Genomic DNA, 25,177 nt, shown 5'->3' on the forward strand with positions numbered 1-25,177 from the left:
AAAACCAAAAGGCACCAGTTTTTCGCACTAAAATTGCGCAAAATTACGTATCAAAATGGGGAAACACAATGATTCCGTGGCTAGAGAAGGACGAGCCGTTTCCCAATGTATCCAGCGCGCTGACCGAAGCCGATGGCGCGGCGGGTTTGCTCGCGGCAGGAGCTGATCTGTCTCCTGAAAGGCTGCTGCAAGCTTACCGAAACGGAATTTTTCCTTGGTTCTCCGAAGGGCAACCCATTTTGTGGTGGAGTACGGATCCACGCATGGTGTTATTTGTGGATGATTTTAAAATTTCTTCCAGCCTGAAAAAGACCTTGAAAAACATCCATCGCAGCATGCAGTCAAACGGACGCTGGCGAGTCAGTTTCGATCAAGCCTTTGAAGATGTCATGCGCGCATGTGCTGCCCCACGTAACGGCGAAGCCGGCACGTGGATATCCGAGGACATCATTGCAGGTTATGCCGGCCTGCATAAGCAAGGCTATGCACATTCAGCCGAAGTTTGGCTGGACGGCGAACTGGTTGGCGGCGCCTACGGTGTGAGCATAGGGACGATGTTTTATGGTGAATCGATGTTTACCCGCGTAACAGATGCATCCAAAATTGCGCTCTCCTATCTCATTCAATTCCTGAAAAGCCGGGGAGTTTCGATGATAGACTGCCAACAGCAAACCGCGCATTTGGCGTCACTGGGAGCGACCCCAATCCCGCGCTCGGCATTTATTGCGCGCTTGCGACAGGCAATTGCTGCGCCGCAAATCAAGGACTGGAAACCAATCCCTGTATTGAAAGTAGATTGAAATGCACTTACATCGCACCATCTGTCTGATATAAAGTAAAAGAGTCCAATCGAGTCATCGAATTTGCCTACGCCATAGCCATGACGCATCCCAAAGAACTACCGTTCTCTACCCTCCAGTTTTATGCAACAGCACCTTATCCGTGCAGCTATCTGGATGGAAGGCAGGCGCGCTCGCAGGTTGCTACCCCTTCACATTTGATCAACGCTGACGTCTACAGCGAATTAGTCAAGAATGGATTTCGTCGCAGCGGAATTTTTACTTACCGCCCGTACTGCGATGGATGTCAGGCATGCACTCCCGTTCGCATCAAGGCAAATGAGTTTGTGCCGAATCGCAGTCAAAAGCGTGCGCAAACTCGTCATGGCAAGCTGCAGCCTTCCGTCACCAAGCTGGCCTATTCAAGCGAACATTACGATCTCTATTTGCGTTACCAAGCCGCGCGACATGCAGGTGGTGGCATGGATCAGGATAGCCGCGATCAATACGCCCAATTTCTATTGCAAAGCAAAGTAAATACGCGACTGGTGGAGTTCCGTGGCGAGGATGCCATATTGCGCATGGTCAGCATTATCGATGTACTCGATGATGGACTTTCTTCTGTCTATACTTTTTACGATCCCGACGAGAAAAACGCCTCCTACGGCACCTACAATGTACTGTGGCAAATTGAACAGGCCAGGCTGCTGCAAATGCCCTATGTTTATCTCGGTTACTGGATCAAGGAAAGCCAAAAAATGTCGTACAAACAAAATTTCCAGCCGCTGGAAGGGCTACAACAGGGCGAATGGCAAGCTCTGGATGAGGTGCTCTCCCCAAGCCCGCGTTAAAATGCCCGCACTTCAGCGTTGTCGCACGTCAGATTTTTACCGTGGCAACTCTGAATACCCTAACTCTGACTCAACAACCTGACTTCCATCGTGTCTGAAAAACTTCTCTACGCCCTCGCTCGCCCTCTGTTATTTGCCATTGACCCGGAAGCTGCTCATAACCTGACCTTGCCCGCTCTGCGCCGTGCTGCGGCACTAGGACTGACCGCGTCGATTGCCAAACCGCCAAGCGATCCGCGTACAGTAATGGGCATTACTTTCCCTAATCCCGTTGGGCTCGCTGCCGGGCTGGATAAAGACGGCGCCTACATCGATGGTTTGGCGACGCTGGGTTTTGGCTCTATCGAAGTCGGCACTGTGACTCCGCGGGCGCAACCAGGCAACCCTATGCCGCGCATGTTCCGTCTGCCGCAGGCAAACGCCATCATTAACCGCATGGGCTTTAACAACGGTGGCGTCGATACCTTTGTCTCCAATGTGCAAGCCTCGCGTTTCTATCAAAACCAGGAAGGCATACTCGGACTCAATATCGGCAAGAATGCAGACACGCCCATTGAGCGTGCGGTCGACGATTATTTGATCTGTCTGGAAAAGGTCTATCAATACGCCAGCTATGTGACGATTAACATTTCGTCCCCGAACACAAAGAATCTGCGGCAATTGCAAGGTGCCTCCGAACTCGACGCATTGCTGTCGCAACTTAAAGAAGCGCAACAACGTCTGGCGGATCAGCACAAACGTTATGTTCCGATTGCCTTGAAGATCGCTCCTGATATTGATTCTGAACAAATCCAGACCATTGCACAGGCATTGTTGCGTCACAAGATGGATGGCGTCATCGCTACCAATACGACAATCAACCGCGATGCAGTAAAGAACATGAAGCATGCGGAAGAGGCCGGAGGCCTGTCCGGCGCACCTGTTTTCGAAGCATCAAATATCGTGATTCGCGCGCTGAAGAAGGAACTGGGCGACGCCGTGCCCATCATAGGCGTTGGTGGAATTTTGTCAGGCGAAGATGCCCAAACCAAGATCGCTGCAGGCGCATCGCTGGTACAGCTATATACAGGCTTGATTTATCGTGGCCCGGCTTTGATCAAGGAATGTGCTGCCGCTTTACGCGTAAAGTAAAAATATCCGGAGCCAGCCGTGAAACTCATTACCCGCGCAATTGAAAAAGCCCGAACCACATTCATGGTTCGGGCTTTTTGATTTTCAGCGGGATGGCTATTCCACTTCTACCGTTTCTGGCGCCGCGGCGGGAGGCGTAGGATCACCTTCGCTAAAGTCCAGCTTAACCTGCTCATTTTCATCCAGATCAACTGTGACCTTACCGCCACTCACCAGACGGCCGAACAACAATTCATCTGCCAGCGCCTTGCGTATCATGTCTTGTATCAGACGTGACATAGGCCGTGCGCCCATGAGCGGATCGAAGCCCTTCTTGGCGAGGAATTTGCGAAGATTATCGGTAAAGATAGCTTCCACTTTTTTCTCGTGCAATTGTTCTTCCAGCTGCATCAGGAACTTGTCCACCACACGCAAGATGATTTCCTCGTCCAGCGCACGGAAGCTGATGATCGCATCCAGACGATTGCGGAACTCAGGCGTAAACATACGCTTGATATCTGCCATCTCGTCGCCGGCTTCCTTCTTCTCGGTGAAACCGATAGTGCGTTTCTGCAGGCTTTCGGCACCGGCATTGGTTGTCATGATGATTATCACATTACGGAAGTCCGCCTTGCGACCATTGTTATCAGTCAACGTGCCGTGATCCATCACCTGCAGCAGGATATTGAAAATATCCGGATGCGCTTTTTCAATTTCATCGAGCAGCAGAACAGCATGCGGCTTTTTGGTTATCGCTTCGGTCAGCAAACCACCTTGATCAAAGCCGACATAACCCGGAGGCGCACCGATCAAACGGCTGACTGCGTGACGTTCCATGTACTCGGACATATCGAAACGAATCAGCTCGATGCCCATGATGAAGGCCAACTGTTTTGCGGCTTCGGTTTTACCCACACCGGTCGGACCGGAGAACAGGAAGGAACCAATAGGCTTATCAGTTTTGCCCAAACCAGCACGTGCAACCTTGATCGCCGAACCCAAAGCTTCGAGCGCAGGATCCTGACCGAACACGACGTTTTTCAAGTCGCGATCGATGGTTTGCAATTTCGAACGATCATCCTGATTGACCGTTTGCGGTGGAATACGCGCTATCTTCGAAATGATGTCTTCGATTTCAGCCTTGCCTATGGTTTTCTTCTGCTTCGATTTCGGCAGGATACGTTGTGCAGCACCCGCTTCATCGATCACGTCGATTGCCTTGTCAGGCAAATGACGGTCATTGATAAAACGCGCAGCCAGCTCTGCAGCCGACGTCAGCGCTGATGCCGAATACTTCACACCATGATGTTCCTCGAAACGGGATTTCAAACCACGCAAAATTTGTATGGTTTGCTCAACCGTAGGCTCGTTCACATCGATCTTTTGGAAGCGACGTGACAAGGCATGGTCTTTTTCGAACACGCCGCGGAATTCTGTGAACGTGGTCGCACCGATGCATTTCAACTGGCCATTGGAAAGTGCAGGCTTGAGCAGATTAGATGCGTCCAGCGTACCGCCCGATGCCGAACCGGCACCGATGATTGTATGGATTTCATCGATGAAAAGAATCCCGTTTGGATTGTCTTTCAGCTGCTTCAATACCGCTTTCAGACGTTGTTCGAAGTCGCCGCGATACTTTGTACCGGCCAGCAACGCGCCCATATCCAGTGAATAGACGACCGCATTCTGCAACACCTCAGGGACATCGCCTTGCGTAATGCGCCAAGCGAGGCCTTCGGCGATTGCGGTTTTACCGACACCGGCTTCGCCGACGAGCAAGGGATTATTTTTGCGGCGACGGCACAAAGTCTGGATCACGCGCTCGACTTCACCTTCACGACCAATCAGCGGATCGATCTTGCCTTCGCTCGCAAGCTTGTTCAAATTCTGTGTGAACTGATCAAGTGCACTTTCTTTTTGCTGGCCTTCTGCCACAGGCGCATCTTCCGCGCCTTCCGAACTTTTCTGTGCATCGATCTGTTGATCTTTGCGCACACCGTGCGAAATAAAGTTCACGACGTCGAGGCGGGTCACACCTTGCTGGTGCAGGTAATACACGGCGTGCGAATCTTTTTCGCCAAAGATCGCAACCAGCACATTTGCGCCGGTTACTTCCTTCTTGCCATTGGACGCTGACTGGACGTGCATAATCGCACGTTGAATCACGCGTTGAAAACCGAGTGTAGGTTGAGTATCAACTTCTGCGGCGCCGGGGACTGTTGGCGTGTTATCGCCGATAAAATTAGTCAGCGTTTTCCGAAGATCATCGATGTTCACCGCGCAAGCACGCAACACCTCAGCGGCCGATGGATTATCCAGCAGTGCCAAGAGCAAATGCTCAACAGTGATGAATTCATGGCGCGCCTGTCTCGCTTCGACAAAGGCCATGTGCAAACTGACTTCCAATTCCTGCGCAATCATACTTCCTCCATCACGCACTGCAGGGGGTGCCCTGCTTTTCGGGCGTGGTTCAAAACCAGCTCAACTTTCGTAGACGCAATATCCTTCGGATACACGCCACAAATACCTTTTCCGTCGCGGTGAACCATGAGCATGATTTGCGTTGCTGTCTCACGATCTTTACTAAAGTATTCCTGAAGAACCATCACGACAAATTCCATTGGCGTGTAATCGTCATTCAGCAATAACACCTGATACATAGACGGCGGCTTGAGTTTTTGCTCTTGCCGCAAAAGGACCGTACCATCATCATGCTTAATTGCCATAGGTCTATTCTAATACGTTCGACCGTGTGCACAATGCCCAGAAGAACAGAGAAACAAATTAATTTAAATCTTACGCGTTTTCTTCTGATGACGCAGATGACGATCAATTTCGGAAATTCAAGAGCTGGTGTTTTGCACTGCCGAAATATACTTGTAAATACGCCATCAAAAAATCTTGACTTTTATATTTTTTACGTAAAGAATGAGTTTTATTGACGTGCTTGACAACATTGGCAGTCAATATGAAGTGAGCAGGTTTTAGGAGGGGCAACGATAGTCGAGGCTTCTTTCTTTTGCGGCTCGTGTGATTAAGTCTATATAGAAAGACGCTTTTTATGGCAACAGGTACAGTCAAGTGGTTCAACGATTCTAAAGGCTTCGGCTTTATCACCCCAGACGACGGCGGTGAAGATTTGTTTGCACACTTTTCCGCAATCCAGATGAACGGCTTCAAGACGCTCAAAGAAGGTCAAAAAGTACAGTTCGAAGTCACGCAAGGCCCTAAAGGCAAGCAAGCTTCCAACATTCAAGCTCCTTAATATTTAAGAAGCTACAAGAAAAACCCCGCTCAGGCGGGGTTTTTTATTATGGAAGACATTCCCAGAAACATAAAAATTCATTACAAGCGCAATTTATAACAACAGTAAGCGCCTGATCTTGTCAGCCCACACTCAATTGCGCATTAGCAGGTTGGTAGCAACCTGCCGCAGTGCGGAGTCAGCTTGAGCCTCAACGCATCAACAAGAGTAGCTGCGATGTCGGTTTTGATATCGCAAGCAAAGAAATCTCTTTACCATTCCACTTGATCATCGTTTGCGCTTGTAAGAACGATCGACTTTTCAAAAACCATATTGTTGACCATGCCTCTGATTCTGTTTAACAAGCCATTCCAGGTGATGTGCCAATTTTCCCCGCATCCAACGCGTCAATCTCTGGCTGATTATCTGGATATTCCCGATATCTATCCTGCGGGAAGACTCGATGCTGATAGCGAGGGTCTATTGTTACTGACCGACGACGGCAAATTGCAGCATGCAATCAGTCACCCCGATCACAAGCAGAAGAAGACCTACCTCGCTCAAGTCGAAGGCATTCCGGATACTGAAGTACTTGCGCGCTTACGTGCGCCACTTGATCTGGGAGACTTCATTACGCAGGGTTGCGAAGTTAAGCGAGTACATGATCCGGAATGGATGTGGCCACGCAATCCCCCCATTCGTGAACGTGCTCACGTCGCAACCAGCTGGCTTGCCATTACGCTGGCGGAAGGGAAAAATCGGCAGGTACGTCGCATGACAGGCGCTGTCGGCTTTCCAACCCTGCGCCTGGTTCGCATTGCGATAGGCGCTATCTCTTTGCAGTCGCATCCGCTTTTGCCGGGCGAATCTCGCGAAATCTCTGCAACTGAACTAGGTCGTTAAACAACACTCAATACCCTCACAAATTATCAGCGCCTCAAATTTCTGTCGCGGCAAACGCGTATTCTATTTTTTCAATTACACTCGTGCAGATTCATCCTCTTACCCTTTGCCCAGATATCGCCTCATGAATAAATTTCTTACCACTTGCGCTGCAGCTTTCCTGATTGCCTCCGCCCTTCCCGCAAGCGCGGCATGGGCACAGCAATACAAGAAATTTCCAGTAATTCCACTGACTACCGGCATGCATGTTATTCAAGCTGAAGTGGTTGCTACCGAAGCAGAGCGTCAGCAGGGATTGATGTTTCGCGAACACATGGCGCAAAATGAAGGAATGGTTTTTCTTTTCGGTGCGCCGGCTGGTGTTTGCATGTGGATGAAAAATACCCTGATTCCGCTCTCGGTCGCCTTTATTGACGACGATGGTAAGATCGTGAATATCGAGAATATGAAACCGCAAAGTCTGGAATCACACTGTTCGAAAAAACCGGTGCGCTATGCGCTGGAAATGACTGAAGGCTGGTTCAAGCAAAAGAATATCAAACCGGGCAGCACAATTGATGGCTTGCCGAAGAGTAGATAAGAAGCTGAGATAGCTAGTCGTAACGGTAACTGGTAAAAAATAAAAACCCCGCATGATTTGCACCATGCGGGGTTTTTATTACTTGATCGCTGCATTTCTGCAACGACAAGGAATCGATTAAGCCAGCGCTTTCAAAGCAGCTGCGAGGCGGCTTTTATGACGTGCTGCTTTGTTTTTATGTATGATTTTTTTGTCGGCGATACGATCGATCGTCGAAACAGATGCCAAGAAAACTTGAGCTGCTGCAGTTTTGTCGCCAGCTTCGATTGCTTTGCGAACTGCTTTAACAGCGGTACGCAATGTCGAACGTTGGCTCGAATTGTGAGCGTTTTGTTTGACTGCTTGACGAGCGCGTTTGCGTGCTTGTGCGGTATTTGCCATGAATATTATTTCCTAAAACAGGGTCGACGCGCATTCGCAAACACGCATTAGTGAGACAGAATTCTGTGAAGCCTCGGATTATAGCGGCATTTTGGCAATCAGGCAAATAGATGCTGATATGCGTTTAAGTCTGTTGCAACAACCGCTACCAAAAACGCCACATCTACAACCGGCGATATTTTAACGGTAACCAACAGCGGCGCCAAAAAATATTATTTCGACAATTAAAAGGGGCACGAAACCAATATTATTCCTGAGCAATTTCAGAGCCCATACCAACACTGAGCGGCCACCACAAGCACTGCCAACGCGACGCCGACCGGCTATAATCCCGCTCCATGAACTTGCACAAAACGCTAGCAGCAGTATCCGGCATGACGATGGTTTCTCGTGTGACGGGATTGATACGCGAGATCCTGTTTGCCCGTGCATTTGGCGCATCCGCCTATACCGATGCATTCAATATTGCCTTCCGCATCCCCAATCTATTGCGCCGGCTGTTTGCAGAAGGCGCATTTTCGCAAGCCTTTGTACCAATTCTCGCCGAATACAAGAGCCAAAAAGGGGAAGACGCCACCAAAACCCTGGTTGATCACGTAGCCACCGTGCTGATGTGGACGATGCTGCTGACTTGCCTGATTGGCATTATTGCGTCACCCGTCATCGTTTACCTGATTGCAACTGGCCTCAAATCCAACGATACAGTGTTTGATGCATCGGTCTGGATGACGCGCGTGATGTTTCCCTACATCGGCTTTATGTCCTTCGTGGCACTCAGCGGCGGCATTCTGAACACCTGGCGTGAATTCAAGATTCCAGCCTTTACGCCGGTTCTATTGAATCTTTCCTTCATTGTCGCCACCCTCTTCCTCGCACCGTATCTCGATACACCGGTCTATGCGATGGCGATTGCCGTCGTGGTCGGCGGCATTTTGCAGATGGCGATCCAGATCCCCGCCTTGCTGAAAATCGGCATGCTGCCGCGCGTTTCAAAAAATCCGTTTGCCAGCCTGGGCGATGCGGGCGTACGCAAGATCCTGAGAAAAATGGGGCCGGCAGTATTTGCCGTCTCGGCCGCGCAAATCAGCTTGATGATCAACACCAATATTGCATCCCGCCTAGAAAGCGGTAGCGTCTCGTGGCTTTCATACGCAGATCGCTTGATGGAATTCCCTACCGCGCTGCTCGGCGTGGCCTTGGGGACCATTCTGCTGCCCAGCTTATCCAAGGCCAACTTCGACGGCAATACCGCCGAATATTCATCCTTGCTGGACTGGGGCTTGCGTCTGACCTTTTTGCTCGCCCTACCCTGCGCTGTAGGCTTGGCAACAATCTCTGAACCATTAACCGCCACGCTATTCCATTACGGAAAATTCGATGCGCAATCGGTAGCCATGACCTCAAAGGCCCTAGTCGCTTATGGTGTGGGCTTGATCGGCCTGATTCTGGTGAAAATTCTCGCGCCAGGATTCTATGCGCAACAAAACATCAAAACCCCGGTCAAAATTGCGATCGGTGTTCTGATTGCAACACAATTGATGAACCTGATTTTTGTACCGTGGATCGCGCATGCGGGTCTGGCCTTATCGATCGGCTTGGGCGCTTGCATAAACGCGGGATTCTTGTATTGGGGCCTGAAAAGCCGTGGCATCTATTCCGCATTGCCGGGCTGGCGCATGTTCTTTATTCGCTTGGCCGGTGCACTATTTTTGATGGGTGGCGTTGCGCTGTGGACGGCAGGACATTTCGACTGGGTTGAAATGCGTGCATTTCCGCTACGCCGCGTCAGTGCCTTGCTGATTGTCATGGCGGCTTGCGGCGCAAGTTATTTTGGCGCATTGTTGGCCATGGGATTTCGCTTCCGCGATTTCAAACGGGTATCACACTGATCGCAACACCTTGAACGTGCACCTCAGCACGTTCGCCGCATCCTCGTTATGATGGAGGCATATGACGATCAACACTCTCGAATACTTTTCTACTCTGGTGCAGCAGGACGACAGCATTCCCTTGTTTGAAGCTGCGTTGGCGATTGCGCAAGACGCCGAACCTGACCTCGATCTGGCTGCACTGGAAGAAGAAGTCGATACACTTGCCGCCAAGCTCAAGCAGCGTTTGCCGGACGATGCATCCCACCTGCAAAAACTGCGCATGCTGAATCATTATTTCTACAATGAGCTAGGCTTCAGCGGCAACGTCAACGATTACTACAATCCAGACAACAGCTACCTGCATCGCGTGCTCAGCACACGGCGCGGCATTCCCATTTCGCTCGCGATTTTGTATATGGAGCTGGCGCAACAGATCGATCTGGAAGTGAAGGGAATTTCCTTTCCCGGCCATTTCCTGATGAAATTGTCGGTGCAATCGGGTCAGGTAGTGCTCGATCCGTTCAATGGGTCAAGCCTGTCGCGTGAAGAGCTGGAAGAACGTGTAGAACCTTATATCCTGGAGCAGGATTTCCCGGACGATTTCCAGTTCAACGCCTATCTCGACGCTGCCAGCCCGCGCGATATTCTGGTGCGCATGCTGCGTAATTTGAAACTGCTGTTCATGCAGCAGGAACACTGGCAGCGCTTGCTCGAAGTGCAGGAAAGATTATTGATTTTGCTGCCGCGTGAAATTACCGAGCGGCGCGACCGTGGTCTGGCGTATGCCAATCTGGAATGTCCGCAAGCGGCCTTGCAGGATATAGAAGCGTATCTGGAGCAACGTCCGTACGCGATGGATGCGGCAGAATTGCGCGCCAGGTTGCCTGATTTGCGAGATGCCGCCGGGCGCTTGAACTAGATTGCAACTCCCGCCCAAGCGGGAGCTGCAATTGAACACCTTACGCTTTCGCGCGTGCCTCTATCGTTTCCCACTTCTCCAGCGCATCCAGCAACAAGCCATCGATTTCTGCAAAACGCTGATTCAAGCGTTTTGCTTCATCTGCCTGCTTGGTATAGATGCTGGCATCTGCCAATTTCTCGGTAATCGCTTTTTGCTCTTCTTCGAGTTGCGCAATCAAGGTAGGCAAAGCATCGATCTCACGCTGCTCTTTATAGCTCAGCTTTTTCTGCTTTGCAGCCGGTGCAGCTTGCGACGACACGGCGTCCGTTTTGGCATCAGCTTTGCCTGAACCTTTAGGCGAACCCGCCGGAATCGCCGCAGGACGCACACGTTCCCAATCGGTATAGCCGCCGATATATTCGCGCCACAAACCATTGCCTTCTGCAACGATCACTTGCGTGACGACGTTATCAAGGAAGGTACGATCATGGCTGACCAGGAACACGGTACCTTCGTAATCTTCCAGCAATTCTTCCAGCAATTCCAGTGTATCAATATCCAGATCATTGGTCGGCTCATCCAGCACCAGCACATTTGCGGGTTTGGCAAACAATCGCGCCAGCAGCAAACGATTGCGCTCGCCACCAGACAATGATTTGACCGGTGAACGTGCGCGTTCCGGTGCGAACAGGAAGTCGTTCAAATACGTCATTACATGTTTGCGTTGACCGTTGATCTCGACCCAGTCGCTTCCCGGCGCAATGGTATCGGCCAGACTGGCGTTTTCATCGAGCTGCGCGCGCATTTGATCGAAGTACGCGATCTGCAATTTGGTACCCTGCTTGACGGTGCCCGAATCCGGCTCTTCCTGGCCCAGGATCATTTTCAGCAGCGTGGTTTTGCCGGCGCCGTTCAAACCGATCAGGCCGACTTTATCGCCACGCAAAATCGTTGCTGTGAAATCCTTGACGATCACCTTGTCGCCATAGACCTTGTTGATATTTTCCAGTTCGGCCACGATCTTGCCCGAGCGATCGCCAGACGATACATCCAGCTTGACCTGACCTTGTTGATCGCGACGCGCGCTACGCGACAGACGCAAGGCTTCAAGGCGGCGCACACGCCCTTCATCGCGCGTACGACGCGCCTGCACGCCTTTGCGGATCCAGACTTCTTCCTGCGCGAGGAATTTATCAAACTTGGCGTTCTCGACTTCTTCGATTTCCAGCTGTTCAGCCTTGCGCACTTGATACGCGCTGAAGTTACCCGGGAAGGACAGCAGGCGACCGCGATCAAGTTCGATGATGCGCGTTGCCACGTTATCCAGAAAGCTACGATCATGGGTGATGAACAGCACGCTACCTTTGTAATCGCGCAGCAAACCTTCGAGCCACAGAATAGATGTGAAGTCCAGATGGTTGGTCGGTTCATCAAGCAGCAACACATCAGGCGCACTCACCAGCGCGCGTGCCAGCGCAACGCGCTTTTGCATACCGCCGGACAAGGTGCCCATCAGCGAATCCTTGACCAGATTCAAGCGATCCAGCGTCGCTTCCACCTTGTGATTCAGGTTCCACGCGTCGGCCGCATCCAGCTTGACTTGAATGTCATGCATGCGCTCCATCAAGGCTTCATCGTCATCGCCGCCAAATTGACCGGTCAACGCATCGTATTCGGTCAATAGCGCCTGCATATCACCCATACCGGACGCCACTGCGTCATAGACGGACATGTCTTGCGAAAAATGAGGCTCCTGCTCAACATAGGCGATCTTGATGCCTTGCTGCATGACAAACAGACCATCATCCAGCTTGGACGTGCCGGCGATAATTTTCAGCAAAGACGATTTACCGGTGCCGTTACGGCCAATCAAACCCACGCGCTCGGTGGTTTCCAGAGAGAATTCCGCTTTGTCGAGCAACGGGACGTGGCCGAACGCGAGCTGCGCGTTCGAGAGGGAGATGACTGCCATAAATGCCTGAGGATGTGAGGTCGGCGTGCGATTGCAGGCGACCAATTAAAAAGAGTAAATCAAGAATGAAGTCCGCATTGTACCGATAGCGGCGCCTATCCTGCCATTCTTTGCACTTTCGTCAGCTATAATCCCGTGCGGAAGTGAGCAACATGCCTCGCTTTCGCGCGTCTCGCCGTAGTTCAATGGATAGAACGAGTGCCTCCTAAGCGCTAGATACAGGTCCGATTCCTGTCGGCGGGACCAATTACCCTGAACTATCAGACCTGTGCTGCCATTCAAATTCCAGCATTGCCATCAAGAAAAAGCTCTTGCACAGTAAAAAAAAGCCCACGTCCATTAAGACGCAGGCTTGTACAAATTTACCCAAACCTATAGTGGAGAGTGGTAAACCTGTGCCATCTTAAAAAGAATTTATTACCCTATCGTGACACCCAGTCAAAAATCGTCAAGCAAGCAAAGGAAAACTTTTTGATTGTTTTGTTAGCGAGGGGGCATGGTTATCAAGTTTAAAACTACCGACAGTTTGCGCCAATTTATCTGCCTGATTTTGCAATGAGGCAGCAGCAGCGGCGGCTTCTTCTACTAATGCGGCATTTTGCTGGGTAACCTCATCCATCTGCGAGATAGCCTGGTTGACTTGCTCAATCCCCGCGCTTTGCTCCTGACTGGCAAAAGCTATTTCAGCCATGATGTCCGTCACGCGTTTTACGCTTTCTACGATTTCGTCCATCGTGGTGCCTGCCTGCGCAACCAAACGTCCGCCTGCATCTACTCTCTCTACCGATGTCCCAATCAATTCCTTGATTTCCTTCGCGGCGGATGCTGAACGTTGTGCAAGGTTACGCACCTCCGCAGCCACCACTGCAAAACCGCGTCCTTGTTCGCCCGCACGCGCAGCTTCAACAGCGGCATTCAACGCCAGGATATTTGTTTGAAAAGCGATACCGTCTATCACCGCGATAATATCCACAATCTTTTTGGAGGCCTCATTAATTGACCCCATCGTGGTGACCACTTGCGACACGACATTCCCACCTTTTACGGCAATGTCTGAGGCCGATGTCGCCAACTGATTGGCTTGCTTTGCATTGTCGGCATTTTGTTTGACGGTAGAGGTGATCTCCTCCATGGAAGAAGCTGTTTCTTCCAGCGCGCTGGCTTGCTGCTCGGTACGCGACGACAAGTCCAGATTCCCTGCTGCGATTTGATTGGAGCCGGTGGCAATTGCATCGGTGCCATTGCGCACCTGGGTCACTATGCGCATGAGATTTTCATTCATCTCTTTCAATGCCTGCATGAGCTGTCCAGTCTCATCTTTCGATACAACATGGATCTTGGTGGTCAAATCCCCTGATGCAACGGTACGGGCGATGTCAATCGCACTATTCAACGGACGGGTGACGCTAGTGATGATCCAATACGTGAATCCGGCACCGACGGCAGTCAGGATGAGCAAAGCAAACAATATGGTTTGTTCTGCAAGATCGCTCTGAGCTTGAGCTGCCCGGCGATTTTGCTGCCGAATCTGCTCCGAACGTTCGCTCACAAAACTGACAATTTGATCAATTTTTTGCGTAGGTTCACGGTCCATTCCTTTAACCAAGACATCGACCGTTTGAGCACTATCTAATTTGGACGGATCATATTGCTGGAGTGCTTCCAGATATTTTTTCTCGAGTTGCTCCAGTGAAGATTTGGCCTCACCGAGCAACGGTGACTGAAACTGAAGTTTGGCAAATACTTTTTCAAGCTTCACGAAACCTTCTTGAATTTCCTTTCCCCGCTTAACAAAGTCGGTTTTGTATTTTTCAAAAGCCTTGGCATCCTGGCCCCGCAGGAGAATATTTTTCCATTCCTGAATCTGAATCTTGAAATCGACCTGAGCTTTTCTTGCAGTATCAACAGCGTTCTCCACATCCGATGCCTGTTCCAGCGTCAATAACATTAGCGCATTGGTCTTGTGAAGCGTATTCCACCCTATCAACCCTAATGTGACAGAGCCCAGTATTAGAAACGTACTGAGAATAATGAGACGGCTGGAAATTTTGACGTTTTGAATTTGCATGATGCCGCTTTCTTAGAAGGGATACGCCCAGAATTCACCTGAATTTGCGACCCAAATGGATACGCAATCGATATCAGCATATTCCATACCAAGCACGTGATCAACGTTAAACCGTGCAAGTGGCGACAGCCCGGCTACAACACATCAAATCCCCCCATATTCATGGGAGAAAATGCAATCTCGCCATTCAAAAATTTAACAATCAAGATTTCTCTCATTTAGTTACAAAGCACACACATCCCTAACCAGCTCCCACATATTTTTAACGCACTTGCCAACACAAATGCTGTCTATTCAGGCATGCCGATCTGTGGAACTGGGTGCGGTAGCGCACCGAATATCTGTGCACTAACAGTTACGCTCATCCCGTACCGTCAAAAAAATACCATCAACAATAACGGAGTCATCATGAAAACAACTCAAACAAAAAAAGCATTCAGGGCCATCGCCGTTCTTTCCGTAGCGGTACTTGCAGGTTGCGCCACGCCCTACAATCCTGATCCCGCCGGCAACCAGTATCCGCAAACGCCTGTCTCGAATGCGCCAGCTTACAATTCTGCCTATGGCGTGGTTGATTCGATTCAAGTAGTGCAACAAACCACGGGCCATAGCGGCATCGGGGCTGGTGCGGTAGTTGGCGGCGTGGTGGGCGGTTTGGTCGGCAATCAAATCGGTAACGGTTCAGGCCGCACTGCAGCCACTGCCGCAGGTGTAGTGGGCGGCGCGCTGGTTGGCAATCAAATTCAAAACAGTAACCAGCAAGTACGCGAGGTTTATCAGGTAGGCATCCGCCTCGATAGCGGTGCTTATCAGACCATGACGCTGGATAGCGTTGGCGATCTGCGCGTGGGTAACCGCGTACGTATCGAAAACGGTCGCGTTTATCGCTACTAATACTGCAATTCAATCCGTTGATTGATATCGTTACAAAGCTGTAACGATATCAATCAATAGCATGGCGTAAAAAAGCCCTGCTTCATATAAATGACGCGGGGCTTTTTCTATTGAGTCGAAACACGCTACACCACTTTGATATTCAGTTCGCCCAAGCCTTCAATCTTGCATTCCATTAAATCGCCTTTCTGTACTGGCGCTACGCCAGCCGGCGTGCCAGTCATGATCAGGTCGCCCGGTTGCAAAGTGAAATACTGCGACAGGTACGCAATCATTTCTTCCAAACTCCAGATTAGTTTGTCGACCGTGCTTTTTTGTTTGACCTGCCCGTTGACGTTCAACTGAATCGCGCGATTACCGGGCGCGCCTATTTCTGCAACAGGATGGATAGGACCGATAGGTGCGGAGTGTTCAAATGCCTTGCCGGTATCCCACGGACGGCGCAGGCTTTTTGCTTCAGCCTGCACGTCGCGGCGAGTCATGTCCAAACCGATTGCATATCCCCACACATATTGCATCGCATCTGCGGCTGCAATATTTTTACCCGTCTTGCCTATCGCCGCGACCAGTTCCAGCTCGTACTGAAAATCCTCAGTCATATCCGGATAAGGTAGTTCTGCTACTTCACCATATGCGACCGGGAATACTGCGTCTGCCGGCTTCATGAAAAAGAATGGCGGCTCCCTGCCAGTGCCGCCCATTTCAATCGCATGCTCGACGTAGTTACGCCCCACGCAATAAATGCGATGAACCGGGAACAATGCGGCGCTACCGACAACAGGAATGACCGCCGGCGACACGGCGGGGATAACAAACTGCATGACAACTCCTGGTTAGAAAAGATATGGCAACGCTGATGCGTATCCATGTTTTTATTAAAATAATCGGGTTGCTTATTTGAAGATACGCTTCATGGAATTATGCCATCGGTGTGCGCTACGCGTGATGCGTAAACTACTGAGTTGATTACAGGCGCTGTTTTTGCTTGCAATCCTTTTGCTTTGAGTCGGACCGCTTGCGTTCGATTTTTCGGTTTCGCAAGAGACGAATCGTATAATCAACAAACAGTCAGCAAAATGCCGCTACAAAACACAGGGCAAAGAGGCGTTATCTAAAGGTAGATCGATGATTACAGAAGAACAGATACAAGCACTGCAGTCTGAAATGGAGGGAAGTGGCGAGAATCAGGCGCAGATGGCTTATCGCATCCTGGAAGAAATGATCGTCACGCTCAAACTTCCGCCGGGCAGCAAGATTTCTGAAAAAGCCTTGAACCGCTCTTTGGGCTTTGGCCGCACCCCTTTGCGTGAAGCGCTGCAACGCCTCGCGATCGAAGGCAACGTAAAAATCATGCCGCGGTCCGGCGTGATCGTTTCTGAAATCGATCTAGCCGATCAGTTGAACATGATCGAAGTCAGACGTGAACTGGAGAAAATCATCGCCGGCCGCGCTGCCCGTCTGGCGATGGAAGACCAGCGTGCGGTTTTCCTGAAACTAGCGGAAGGTTTTGACCGTGCCGCCGAAACCAATGACGGCGCAATCTTTATCGAAACCGATAGAGACTTCAACAGCCTGTGCATAGAGACCGCGCAAAACAAATATGTATCCTACGCGATCGGCCCTATCGAAGCGCAAACCCGCCGCTTCTGGTATTTGCATTTCAAACGCTTCGGCGATCTGGCGCGCGTATCGCAATTGCATGCACGCATCGCACGCGCCATCGCCGCCAACGATGAAGCTGGCGCCCGCGAAGCATCGGATCGCCTGATCGATTACGTTGAGGAATACACGCGCAAGACACTGCAATTCATGGGTGGCCTGTAAAAAAGAACGCGACGGAATAACGGCGGCATCGCTGCCGCCGTAAACTTGCTTCAAAAAAAAGATCAAACGGAATCAGTCGTTTGACGTTTATTTCCACATCGACTTCACCCAATCAGAAACCCGCCACAATACCGTTGCTGCGCGGATCAAAACCGCCTTCGAACATGCCATCTGCATTGCGCACAATCGCGCCGGCATGGCCTACCATCTCGTCGAACGCAGCGATCACATCCACCTCGTGACCCAGTGCCTGCAAGCCGGCAATGATCTCCGGTGAAAAGCGATTCTCGACTTTCAACGAATCCGAGCTCTGGCCCCAGGTACGACCCAGTAACCAGCGCGGCGCGGTCACTGCCTGCTGCACTCCCTGCCCAAATACCGCATAACGTGTGAAGACGGCAGCTTGTGTCTGCGGTTGCCCATCGCCCCCCATCGTACCGTACACCATCGTGCGGCCATCGCTGAAATGCGCGAGCGCAGGATTGAGCGTATGGAATGGTTTTTTGCCCGGTAACAGCGCGTTCAGATGATGCGGATCCAGCGAGAAAGAGCAGCCACGATTTTGCCAGTTGATGCCGGTTTTTTCCAGCACAACGCCGCTACCGAACTCGTGATAAATGCTCTGAATGAAAGACACTGCACGTCCTTCACCATCAATGACGCCCATCCAGATCGTGTCGCCCGGACCTTTGCCCTGGCCCCACGGCAACGCCTTGTCGACGCGAATTGCGGCCACATATGGCGCGAGGAATTCGTCGGTCAAACATTGCTGCGGATCGATCGTCATGTAGGCCGGGTCGGTTACATACTGGTCGCGAATCGCAAAGGCCTGCTTGGTCGCTTCAACCACGAGGTGCACATATTCCAGACTGTCTGCTTCGTACTGCCCGAGGTTCAAGCGGTCAAGGATGCCGATAATGATCAGCGACACGACGCCCTGCGTCGGCGGTGCCGAGTTATAAACATCCCCCAAGCTGTGCTTGAGATGAACAGGTGCAACCGTACGCGCGCGATAGGCGTTCAGATCCTGCAAGGTAATCGGGCTACCTACAGCGGCCAGATCGGCCGCAATCTTTTTCGCCAGATCGCCACGATAAAAACTATCGAGACCGTCCTGGGCCAAAGTACGCAAGGTCGCGGCCATGCGCGGCTGCTTGAAACGCGTGCCGGCCAATGGTGCTTTGCCGTTCACCAAAAACGTATCGGAAAACCCCGGCTGGGCTACCAGTTCAGCATGTTTGGCGGAAGTACTGGCATGCTGCGAAGGCGTCACGGGAATGCCGTCTTCCGCATAATGAATCGCATCGCCCAGCAACCGCGCCAGAGGCAAGGTACCACCCCAGCGCGCACTGACCTCCAGCGCTTGCTGCCAACCGCCTATCGTGCCGGCCGTAGTGTTCGCCGCCAGTGGTCCGCGCACCGGAATCGCGGCAAGATTACGCTCAGCATAAAAATCGGTTGAAACTCCAACCCCGGCCACACCACACGCTTCGATCGCCAATACTGGCTGCCCCGGCTCGGACATCACCCAAAAGCTATCGCCACCTATCCCGTTCATATGAGGGTAAACGACGGCAATGGCCGCCGCAGCGGCAACCATCGCTTCAAGCGCATTGCCGCCATCCTGCAATACGGATTGTGCCGCCTGCGCAGCGAGGGAGTGCGGCGCAACAGCCATGCCGCGTGTTGCGTAGGTAGTATTTTGCATAAAAACCTTTATTAATTCGTGGTGTTAATTCATTGCAATAAATCGGTATCGCTATTCCTCGACTCAAGCCTTGACAGCAACTTATGTTGATCAGCCCATCATTTTCGTCACGTCTATTGCTGACATGTCAGTTTAATTGTAAGTTAAGCGCGGTAATTACAACTGTCAAGGACTTAAGGGATTTATGACGCTTTTTACAATTAAATGTACGCCTCAATACAATTCCAAATTAAGCAAACTTGATGCCAATTAGAAAGAGGAACGCAGAAGTAAGGTCGCGAGCCCAGTAACATGTCAGAAACGGGTATGTCTGGTGGCGCACTAGAGCGAGCGCGCGTTGCGCCCGCTTTTAGTGCGAAAAACAGGTGTGAAAAGGTGCGATGCAGGATTTAAACTGCTTTATGCAATGACATGATCAAAAAATAACGAAAAAATACTGCTGGCGGCATACATAAATACAAAAAGCAGAAATGCTGCGAGCGATCAGCCTTCGCCCAAATACGCTTCTTTTACCTTCGGATCGTTCAGCATCTGTTGCGCATCACCTTGCATGGTGACCAACCCGGATTCCATGACGTAGGCCCGATTCGCCGCTTGCAGCGCCAACTTTGCATTTTGCTCGACCAGCAATACCGTGATGCCTTGTGCCGAAACGGTGCGAACGACTTCAAAAATCTTTTCCACCATGATCGGTGACAAACCCATCGACGGTTCATCCAGCAACAGCAATTCTGGATGACTCATCAGCGCCCGTGCCATCGCCAGCATTTGCTGCTCGCCGCCGGACAAGGTGCCAGCCATTTGCATGGAGCGCTCTTTCAGACGCGGAAAAACCTCAAACCATTTTTCAATATCCGCATCAATCTCCACCTGATCATCGCGCGTGAATGCACCCATCAACAGATTTTCGTGGATAGACATACGCGTAAAAACGCCACGTCCCTCGGGTACCATCGCCAGCTTTCTTTTGACAAGCTCAAACGAATGCAGCCCCTTGATCGGGTGCCCCGCATAATAGATATGGCCTTCAACCCGGCAATCCGGCAAGGTGCCGGTAATGGCTTTCAGTATCGTCGTTTTGCCGGCGCCATTGGCACCGATCAGTGTGATCAGCTCACCCTTGTTGACTTCAAGGTCGACGCCTTTGACGGCTTGAATGCCGCCATACGCAACCTTCAAACCTTCGATCTTTAGAATGTTTGTAGTCATTCTCAGTCTTCCAATTTTTCTGAATCTTGCATGCCTTGAGCGCCGTCGCGAGCAAGTGCAGGCTGGCAGGAGAAGCGCAGCCGAACGAAAGTACGGTGAGCATCATGGCGTCGGTCTGCGCTTGCGCAGTAGGCGAATAAGGTACGCATCAGTGACCGCCGCCGAGATAGGCTTCAATCACGGCCGGATTCTTTTGCACATCGGCTGGCACGCCTTCGGCAATCGGCTTGCCGTAGTCGAGCACCGTAATGCGATCACACAAACCCATGACCAATTTGACGTCATGTTCAATCAATAAAATAGTCTTGCCTTCCGCCTTGATCTTGACCAGTAATTCACGCAGACCCAGCTTCTCGGTCGCATTCATTCCGGCGGCAGGCTCATCCAGTGCCAGCAATTGCGGGTCGGTCGCCAATGCGCGTGCAATTTCGAGGCGGCGCTGATCGCCATATGACAAATGACGCGCGGTGCGCTCGGCAAACTGTGCAATGCCGACGAAGTCCAGCAACTCCATCGCACGCGTTCGAATTTCCGCTTCTTCGCGGCGCGCTGCCTTGTGGTGAAAGACTGCGCCGAACAAGCCCTGATGCGTGCGCACGTGCCTACCGACCATCACATTTTCCAGTGCTGTCATCTCGCCGAACAAACGAATGTTTTGAAAGGTGCGCGCAATACCGGCCTTCGCGACTTCATGCGGAGCCGACGGCGAATAAGACTTGCCGGCCAGTTCGAAGCTGCCGGTATCGGCTTGATACAAGCCGGTAATCACATTGAAGAAAGTGGTCTTGCCGGCACCGTTCGGCCCGATCAAGCCATAGATCTGACCTTGCATGATCTTGACGTTGACGTCGGTCAGCGCCTGCAGGCCGCCGAAGCGCTTGCTCACATTGGCAATATTGAGAATGGTTTGCGAGGTGCTCATCATGACTCCCTCACACTGCCACGACATCGGTCGATTTCGCCGCAGTATCGGTATCCGATGTGGGACGATCTTCGTTCTTGGGTGCAGGCCACAGCCCGGCTGGACGGATCAGCATGATCAATACCATGGCGAGGCCGTACAGCAATTGGCGTAGGATTTCTGCATCAACCAGCACCTCGCCGAACAGTGATTGCTGCAGCGGCTCTACCCCATGCCGCAGCACCTCCGGCAATGCAGCAAGCAGAATGCCGCCCAACACCACACCGGGAATATGGCCCATGCCGCCCAGCACCACCATTGCCAGCACGGCGATCGATTCGGTCAGGGAGAAGGATTCCGGCGATACAAAACCCTGAAAGGAAGCGAACATGGCACCGGCCACACCACCAAAAGAAGCGCCCATCGCAAAGGCCAGCAACTTGACATTGCGCGTGTTGATGCCCATCGCCTTCGCGGCAATTTCATCTTCTCGTATCGCGACAAAGGCGCGGCCCAAACGCGAATTCTGCAAACGCACCGAGATGAAGATAATCGCGATGCACAGGGCCAGGAATAAAAAGTAGTACGCATTCACCGACGGCATCGCGTAATTGCCGAGCATGACGGTCGATGCCGATCCTTCTTCACCATTCAAGGACACACCAAAAATACGGATCGGGTCGATCATGTTGATCCCTTGCGGACCGTTGGTGATGTTGACCGGGCCGTTCAGGTTGTTCATGAAGATGCGGATGATTTCGCCAAAGCCCAGGGTAACGATCGCCAGATAGTCACCGCGCAGTTTGAGCGTAGGCGCACCCAGCAACGCACCGAAAAATCCGGCGACCAGGGCGGCCAGCGGCACGATCGCCCACATCGACAAATGAATGCCGTTCTGTGCAATCTCGGGACCGAAAATCCACATCAAGGTGGCACCGATCGCCGGATATTGATTGACGAAGGATTCCAGCACGACGGCAAACTGCGGCGATGCGAGCAAGGCCGTCAGATAGGCACCGATCGCATAAAACGCGATATAGCCCAGATCCAGCAAGCCGGCAAAACCGACTACCACGTTCAAGCCCAGAGCCAGCATGATGTAAAGCAGCGCGAAGTCCATGATGCGCACCCAGGAATTGCCAAAGTTTTGCGCGATGAAGGGGAACACCAGCGCAATGGCCAGGATGACGAGCAAGCCGGTCCAGGCTTTGCGCGGATTGTTTTTGACGTCGAAATAATTGGACATGATTTCCCCTTACGCCCTGTCCGGCACGCGTTCACCCATGATGCCGGACGGTCTGAGCGTCAACACAATGATAAGGACGACAAAGGCGAAGATGTCCTGATAATGACTGCCGAGGAAACCGCCGGTCAGATCGCCGATATAACCTGCGCCGAGACTCTCAATCAAGCCGAGCAAAATGCCCCCGAGCATGGCGCCATAAATATTGCCGATACCACCCAGCACGGCGGCTGAAAATGCTTTCAAGCCAGGTACGAATCCCATCGCAAATTGGGCGGAAGAATAATTGGCGGCCCACATCACGCCGGCAATCGCGGCCAGGATTGCTCCGATGACAAAGGTCATCACAATCACGCGGTTGGAATCCACCCCCATCAAACCGGCGACGCGCGGATTTTCTGCGGTTGCGCGCATGGCCCGTCCCATTTTTGTTTTTTCAATCAACAGCACCAGCAAACCCATGGCAATCGCCGCCAGCACCAGCAACATCACCTGCACCGGAGAAATCAGTGCACCCATGATGTGCAAAGGTTCGCCCGGCATCACTTGCGGGAAAGGAATCGGGCTGCGTCCCCAGATCATCATGGCAAACGTTTGCAACAGGATGGATACGCCGATCGCGGTAATCAACGGCGCCAGGCGCGGCGCATTGCGCAAGCGACGGTAGGCGACGCGCTCGATCAATACGTTGACACCGACGCAAACTGGAATCGCGCCGAGGATGGCGATCATCAATTTGACAATGCCTGGCAAATCCGGCGCTACCGTATTCACCATCTTCAGTATCGTCAAACCTGCCATCGCTCCTATCATCAGCACGTCGCCATGCGCGAAGTTGATCAGGTTGAGGACGCCATACACCATCGTATAGCCGAGCGCGACCAATGCGTACATGCTGCCGAGCACCAGACCGTTGATGATTTGCTGGATAAAGATATCCATGGATGCTTGCTCTCCTGATCGTGTATCAAGTGTTTGCCGATTAAGTTCGTCGGCAATGATTGAAATCTTGAGACGTTTACCGCGCTACGTTCGCCATCGTCGTTTTGCCTGCGCTTTCCGCCACTGTTACTGGGGCACGTCCGCCGCAATAATCGTTCCTGCCAAATAAAAACGGCACCCCGTCATGGGTGCCGCAAGACAGACCGTCATTGAACTAGCGCTTCAAACCCTTGGGCAAGGGGAAGATAACGTGCTCTTCCACGCCTTCGAGCGTGCGCACGCTCTTCGCGCCGTACTCCTTCAACTTGTCGATAACGGCTTGCACCAATACCTCGGGTGCAGATGCGCCAGCCGTCAGCCCTATGCGTAACTTGCCTTGCACCCAATCAGGATCGATCTGCGATGCGTTATCGACCATATAGGCGGGCACATTTTTCTTGCGCGCGACTTCGCGCAAGCGATTGGAATTGGAACTGTTCGGGCTGCCGACCACGATCACGACATCGACTTGCGGCGCCATGAACTTGACCGCCTCTTGTCGATTGGTGGTGGCATAACAGATGTCGGCCTTCTTCGGCTCGGAGATATTGGGGAAACGGCTTTTGAGCGCAGCAATGACATCAGCCGTGTCATCGATAGACAAGGTAGTTTGCGTGACGTAGGAAATCAGATCAGGATTCTTGACCTGCAATTTCTCAACATCGTCCACCGTCTCAACCAGATGCATGCCATCTTCGGTCTGCCCCATCGTCCCTTCGACTTCCGGATGGCCATCATGGCCGATCATGACGATCTCGCGACCATCGCGGCGCATTTTCTCAACTTCGATATGTACCTTGGTGACCAGCGGACAGGTCGCATCGAAAACGCGCAAGCCGCGTTGCTCGGCTTCCGCCTGCACCGCTTTGGAAACGCCATGCGCAGAAAACACCACGGTATTCCCGGCGGGGACATCTTCCAGCTCTTCGATAAAAATTGCGCCCTTGTTACGCAAGTCAGTCACGACATAGGCGTTATGCACGATTTCATGTCGTACATAAATCGGCGCGCCGAATTCGGTCAGCGCGCGTTCGACGATTTCAATCGCTCGATCGACACCGGCACAAAAGCCGCGTGGTTGAGCCAGTAAAATTTCCGTATCCATCTTTATCCTTTGATGCCCTGCACCTTGTACAGGCTTGTTCTGACTTAAGCGATGCTTATGGACTAAACGCATCTCGCTCTTGAATATGTTTGTTGCATTCGCGGCCACTTGCACGACTGCGCGGCGCTACGCTTCACTACCAGACCGTTACATGACGCCGATGATTTTGACTTCAAACTGCAGCGTTTGTCCCGCCAGCGGATGATTGAAATCGAACACTGCATTTTCATTGTCGATCTCGCGCAATACGCCGGCAAACTGGCCACCGCCAGGCGCTGCAAATTCCACCAAATCACCAATGACGTAATCTTCTGTCGGCCCGGAATTCTGTTCCAGCGTAGCACGCGATACCGGACGAATCAGTTCAGGATTACGTGGACCGAATGCACGTTCAGGCGGCAATTCAAATGTCTGATGCGCGCCTTCTTCCAAACCGATCAGACACGTTTCCAGAAATGGCGCCAACTGCCCTTTTCCCAATTGCAGCGTGGCTGGATTATCCGCAAAGGTGCTGACGATATCGTCGCCGGCGACCGATGCCAGTCGGTAGTGCAAAGTCAAATAGGCAGTTTCGGTAACAACAGGATGTGGTAAATTTGACATTAGAATTCCGTATTGCACAACAACGGCTATTTTAAGCTACGTTGCCCGG

General features: G+C 51.8%; 23 protein-coding genes and 1 tRNA gene. 11 read left to right on the forward strand and 13 right to left on the reverse strand.

What is annotated here, in order from left to right; translation table 11 throughout:
- The first annotated feature begins 68 nt into the window (after positions 1-68).
- The 3 genes from aat to ACFQO0_RS02215 all read left to right on the forward strand — a co-directional run bounded on the left by aat (position 69) and on the right by ACFQO0_RS02215 (position 2,761).
- Positions 69-800 carry a leucyl/phenylalanyl-tRNA--protein transferase gene (gene aat, locus ACFQO0_RS02205; protein WP_382232412.1) on the forward strand — a complete coding sequence of 244 codons (732 nt, stop codon included), beginning with the start codon at positions 69-71 and terminating at the stop codon, positions 798-800.
- An 80-nt stretch (positions 801-880) separates the two neighbouring features.
- Entirely contained in the window at positions 881-1,630 is a 750-nt protein-coding gene (locus ACFQO0_RS02210) for an arginyltransferase (RefSeq protein WP_382232413.1), read from the forward strand.
- A 90-nt stretch (positions 1,631-1,720) separates the two neighbouring features.
- Entirely contained in the window at positions 1,721-2,761 is a 1,041-nt protein-coding gene (locus ACFQO0_RS02215) for a quinone-dependent dihydroorotate dehydrogenase (RefSeq protein WP_382232414.1), read from the forward strand.
- 96 nt (positions 2,762-2,857) lie between these two features.
- Here ACFQO0_RS02215 and clpA read toward each other — a convergent pair whose 3' ends face one another.
- Positions 2,858-5,161, reverse strand: a complete 2,304-nt coding sequence (gene clpA, locus ACFQO0_RS02220) for an ATP-dependent Clp protease ATP-binding subunit ClpA (RefSeq protein WP_382232415.1) — start codon at positions 5,159-5,161, stop codon at positions 2,858-2,860.
- The gene (gene clpS / locus ACFQO0_RS02225; RefSeq protein WP_382232416.1) at positions 5,158-5,466 is read right to left on the reverse strand and encodes an ATP-dependent Clp protease adapter ClpS; all 309 of its coding nucleotides are present in this window, start codon (positions 5,464-5,466) and stop codon (positions 5,158-5,160) included. Before clpS ends, clpA begins: the two co-directional genes overlap by 4 nt.
- 335 nt (positions 5,467-5,801) lie before the next feature.
- On the opposite strand from clpS, the gene cspE reads away from it, so the two are divergent.
- The 3 genes from cspE to ACFQO0_RS02240 all read left to right on the forward strand — a co-directional run bounded on the left by cspE (position 5,802) and on the right by ACFQO0_RS02240 (position 7,467).
- The gene (gene cspE, locus ACFQO0_RS02230) at positions 5,802-6,005 is read left to right on the forward strand and encodes a transcription antiterminator/RNA stability regulator CspE (RefSeq protein WP_009665919.1); all 204 of its coding nucleotides are present in this window, start codon (positions 5,802-5,804) and stop codon (positions 6,003-6,005) included.
- Positions 6,006-6,326: 321 nt separating this feature from the next.
- Positions 6,327-6,887: a pseudouridine synthase gene (locus ACFQO0_RS02235; protein WP_382232417.1), complete on the forward strand. Its 561-nt coding sequence runs from the start codon at positions 6,327-6,329 to the stop codon at positions 6,885-6,887.
- 124 nt (positions 6,888-7,011) lie between these two features.
- Positions 7,012-7,467 (forward strand): DUF192 domain-containing protein, encoded by a 456-nt coding sequence (locus ACFQO0_RS02240; protein ID WP_382232418.1) that lies wholly within the window; start codon positions 7,012-7,014, stop codon positions 7,465-7,467.
- 117 nt (positions 7,468-7,584) lie between these two features.
- Here the strand turns inward: ACFQO0_RS02240 and rpsT are convergent, their stop codons facing one another.
- Complete coding sequence (rpsT, locus tag ACFQO0_RS02245; protein WP_011871840.1) at positions 7,585-7,848, reverse strand: 30S ribosomal protein S20; 264 nt, start codon at positions 7,846-7,848, stop codon at positions 7,585-7,587.
- A gap of 338 nt (positions 7,849-8,186) precedes the next feature.
- Here rpsT and murJ point away from each other — a divergent pair, with 338 nt between their 5' ends.
- Both murJ and ACFQO0_RS02255 read left to right on the forward strand, forming a co-directional pair.
- Positions 8,187-9,737 carry a murein biosynthesis integral membrane protein MurJ gene (gene murJ, locus ACFQO0_RS02250; protein WP_382232419.1) on the forward strand — a complete coding sequence of 517 codons (1,551 nt, stop codon included), beginning with the start codon at positions 8,187-8,189 and terminating at the stop codon, positions 9,735-9,737.
- A gap of 61 nt (positions 9,738-9,798) precedes the next feature.
- Positions 9,799-10,638 carry a SirB1 family protein gene (locus ACFQO0_RS02255; RefSeq protein WP_382232420.1) on the forward strand — a complete coding sequence of 280 codons (840 nt, stop codon included), beginning with the start codon at positions 9,799-9,801 and terminating at the stop codon, positions 10,636-10,638.
- Between the two features lie 40 nt (positions 10,639-10,678).
- Here the strand turns inward: ACFQO0_RS02255 and ACFQO0_RS02260 are convergent, their stop codons facing one another.
- Positions 10,679-12,592: an ATP-binding cassette domain-containing protein gene (locus ACFQO0_RS02260; RefSeq protein ID WP_382232421.1), complete on the reverse strand. Its 1,914-nt coding sequence runs from the start codon at positions 12,590-12,592 to the stop codon at positions 10,679-10,681.
- A 171-nt stretch (positions 12,593-12,763) separates the two neighbouring features.
- Between ACFQO0_RS02260 and ACFQO0_RS02265 the strand changes: the two genes are divergently transcribed.
- Positions 12,764-12,838: transfer RNA gene (locus ACFQO0_RS02265), tRNA-Arg, on the forward strand.
- A 202-nt stretch (positions 12,839-13,040) separates the two neighbouring features.
- On the opposite strand, the gene ACFQO0_RS02270 is transcribed toward ACFQO0_RS02265, so the two are convergent.
- Positions 13,041-14,660: a methyl-accepting chemotaxis protein gene (locus tag ACFQO0_RS02270; protein ID WP_382232422.1), complete on the reverse strand. Its 1,620-nt coding sequence runs from the start codon at positions 14,658-14,660 to the stop codon at positions 13,041-13,043.
- Positions 14,661-15,068: 408 nt separating this feature from the next.
- Between ACFQO0_RS02270 and ACFQO0_RS02275 the strand changes: the two genes are divergently transcribed.
- Positions 15,069-15,554: an outer membrane lipoprotein gene (locus tag ACFQO0_RS02275; protein ID WP_382232423.1), complete on the forward strand. Its 486-nt coding sequence runs from the start codon at positions 15,069-15,071 to the stop codon at positions 15,552-15,554.
- A gap of 125 nt (positions 15,555-15,679) precedes the next feature.
- Here ACFQO0_RS02275 and ACFQO0_RS02280 read toward each other — a convergent pair whose 3' ends face one another.
- Entirely contained in the window at positions 15,680-16,375 is a 696-nt protein-coding gene (locus ACFQO0_RS02280) for a fumarylacetoacetate hydrolase family protein (protein WP_382232424.1), read from the reverse strand.
- Positions 16,376-16,679: 304 nt separating this feature from the next.
- Between ACFQO0_RS02280 and ACFQO0_RS02285 the strand changes: the two genes are divergently transcribed.
- Positions 16,680-17,378, forward strand: coding sequence for a GntR family transcriptional regulator (locus ACFQO0_RS02285; protein ID WP_382232425.1), 699 nt, complete (start codon positions 16,680-16,682; stop codon positions 17,376-17,378).
- Positions 17,379-17,490: 112 nt separating this feature from the next.
- On the opposite strand, the gene ACFQO0_RS02290 is transcribed toward ACFQO0_RS02285, so the two are convergent.
- The 7 genes from ACFQO0_RS02290 to ACFQO0_RS02320 all read right to left on the reverse strand — a co-directional run bounded on the left by ACFQO0_RS02290 (position 17,491) and on the right by ACFQO0_RS02320 (position 25,128).
- Positions 17,491-19,086 (reverse strand): gamma-glutamyltransferase family protein, encoded by a 1,596-nt coding sequence (locus tag ACFQO0_RS02290; protein WP_382232426.1) that lies wholly within the window; start codon positions 19,084-19,086, stop codon positions 17,491-17,493.
- 483 nt (positions 19,087-19,569) lie between these two features.
- Positions 19,570-20,295, reverse strand: coding sequence for an ABC transporter ATP-binding protein (locus tag ACFQO0_RS02295; RefSeq protein WP_382232427.1), 726 nt, complete (start codon positions 20,293-20,295; stop codon positions 19,570-19,572).
- A gap of 148 nt (positions 20,296-20,443) precedes the next feature.
- Complete coding sequence (locus ACFQO0_RS02300; protein WP_382233991.1) at positions 20,444-21,217, reverse strand: ABC transporter ATP-binding protein; 774 nt, start codon at positions 21,215-21,217, stop codon at positions 20,444-20,446.
- Positions 21,218-21,227: 10 nt separating this feature from the next.
- Positions 21,228-22,442 (reverse strand): ABC transporter permease subunit, encoded by a 1,215-nt coding sequence (locus ACFQO0_RS02305; protein WP_382232428.1) that lies wholly within the window; start codon positions 22,440-22,442, stop codon positions 21,228-21,230.
- Positions 22,443-22,451: 9 nt separating this feature from the next.
- A complete protein-coding gene (locus ACFQO0_RS02310) occupies positions 22,452-23,381 on the reverse strand; it encodes a branched-chain amino acid ABC transporter permease (RefSeq protein WP_382232429.1) in 930 nt (309 codons plus the stop codon).
- Between the two features lie 214 nt (positions 23,382-23,595).
- Positions 23,596-24,525: a 4-hydroxy-3-methylbut-2-enyl diphosphate reductase gene (gene ispH / locus ACFQO0_RS02315; protein ID WP_382232430.1), complete on the reverse strand. Its 930-nt coding sequence runs from the start codon at positions 24,523-24,525 to the stop codon at positions 23,596-23,598.
- Positions 24,526-24,672: 147 nt separating this feature from the next.
- Positions 24,673-25,128, reverse strand: a complete 456-nt coding sequence (locus tag ACFQO0_RS02320) for an FKBP-type peptidyl-prolyl cis-trans isomerase (protein ID WP_382232431.1) — start codon at positions 25,126-25,128, stop codon at positions 24,673-24,675.
- Positions 25,129-25,177 lie beyond the last annotated feature (49 nt).

Origin of the sequence: Herminiimonas aquatilis, from assembly GCF_042665175.1 — a bacterium.
Classification (GTDB): Bacteria; Pseudomonadota; Gammaproteobacteria; order Burkholderiales; family Burkholderiaceae_D; genus Oxalicibacterium; species Oxalicibacterium aquatilis.

Excerpts from the sequence above, each read along its gene's own strand:
- ACFQO0_RS02285 (WP_382232425.1), top strand. The coding sequence starts at position 16,680 with ATGATTACAGAAGAACAGATACAAGCACTGCAGTCTGAAATGGAGGGA.
- ACFQO0_RS02240 (WP_382232418.1), top strand. The coding sequence starts at position 7,012 with ATGAATAAATTTCTTACCACTTGCGCTGCAGCTTTCCTGATTGCCTCC.
- ACFQO0_RS02210 (WP_382232413.1), top strand. The coding sequence starts at position 881 with ATGACGCATCCCAAAGAACTACCGTTCTCTACCCTCCAGTTTTATGCA.
- ACFQO0_RS02305 (WP_382232428.1), bottom strand. The coding sequence starts at position 22,442 with ATGTCCAATTATTTCGACGTCAAAAACAATCCGCGCAAAGCCTGGACC.
- murJ (WP_382232419.1), top strand. The coding sequence starts at position 8,187 with ATGAACTTGCACAAAACGCTAGCAGCAGTATCCGGCATGACGATGGTT.
- ispH (WP_382232430.1), bottom strand. The coding sequence starts at position 24,525 with ATGGATACGGAAATTTTACTGGCTCAACCACGCGGCTTTTGTGCCGGT.
- ACFQO0_RS02235 (WP_382232417.1), top strand. The coding sequence starts at position 6,327 with ATGCCTCTGATTCTGTTTAACAAGCCATTCCAGGTGATGTGCCAATTT.
- ACFQO0_RS02255 (WP_382232420.1), top strand. The coding sequence starts at position 9,799 with ATGACGATCAACACTCTCGAATACTTTTCTACTCTGGTGCAGCAGGAC.
- clpA (WP_382232415.1), bottom strand. The coding sequence starts at position 5,161 with ATGATTGCGCAGGAATTGGAAGTCAGTTTGCACATGGCCTTTGTCGAA.
- ACFQO0_RS02310 (WP_382232429.1), bottom strand. The coding sequence starts at position 23,381 with ATGGATATCTTTATCCAGCAAATCATCAACGGTCTGGTGCTCGGCAGC.
- cspE (WP_009665919.1), top strand. The coding sequence starts at position 5,802 with ATGGCAACAGGTACAGTCAAGTGGTTCAACGATTCTAAAGGCTTCGGC.
- ACFQO0_RS02320 (WP_382232431.1), bottom strand. The coding sequence starts at position 25,128 with ATGTCAAATTTACCACATCCTGTTGTTACCGAAACTGCCTATTTGACT.
- rpsT (WP_011871840.1), bottom strand. The coding sequence starts at position 7,848 with ATGGCAAATACCGCACAAGCACGCAAACGCGCTCGTCAAGCAGTCAAA.
- aat (WP_382232412.1), top strand. The coding sequence starts at position 69 with ATGATTCCGTGGCTAGAGAAGGACGAGCCGTTTCCCAATGTATCCAGC.
- ACFQO0_RS02280 (WP_382232424.1), bottom strand. The coding sequence starts at position 16,375 with ATGCAGTTTGTTATCCCCGCCGTGTCGCCGGCGGTCATTCCTGTTGTC.
- ACFQO0_RS02275 (WP_382232423.1), top strand. The coding sequence starts at position 15,069 with ATGAAAACAACTCAAACAAAAAAAGCATTCAGGGCCATCGCCGTTCTT.
- ACFQO0_RS02270 (WP_382232422.1), bottom strand. The coding sequence starts at position 14,660 with ATGCAAATTCAAAACGTCAAAATTTCCAGCCGTCTCATTATTCTCAGT.
- clpS (WP_382232416.1), bottom strand. The coding sequence starts at position 5,466 with ATGGCAATTAAGCATGATGATGGTACGGTCCTTTTGCGGCAAGAGCAA.
- ACFQO0_RS02260 (WP_382232421.1), bottom strand. The coding sequence starts at position 12,592 with ATGGCAGTCATCTCCCTCTCGAACGCGCAGCTCGCGTTCGGCCACGTC.
- ACFQO0_RS02295 (WP_382232427.1), bottom strand. The coding sequence starts at position 20,295 with ATGACTACAAACATTCTAAAGATCGAAGGTTTGAAGGTTGCGTATGGC.
- ACFQO0_RS02290 (WP_382232426.1), bottom strand. The coding sequence starts at position 19,086 with ATGCAAAATACTACCTACGCAACACGCGGCATGGCTGTTGCGCCGCAC.
- ACFQO0_RS02300 (WP_382233991.1), bottom strand. The coding sequence starts at position 21,217 with ATGAGCACCTCGCAAACCATTCTCAATATTGCCAATGTGAGCAAGCGC.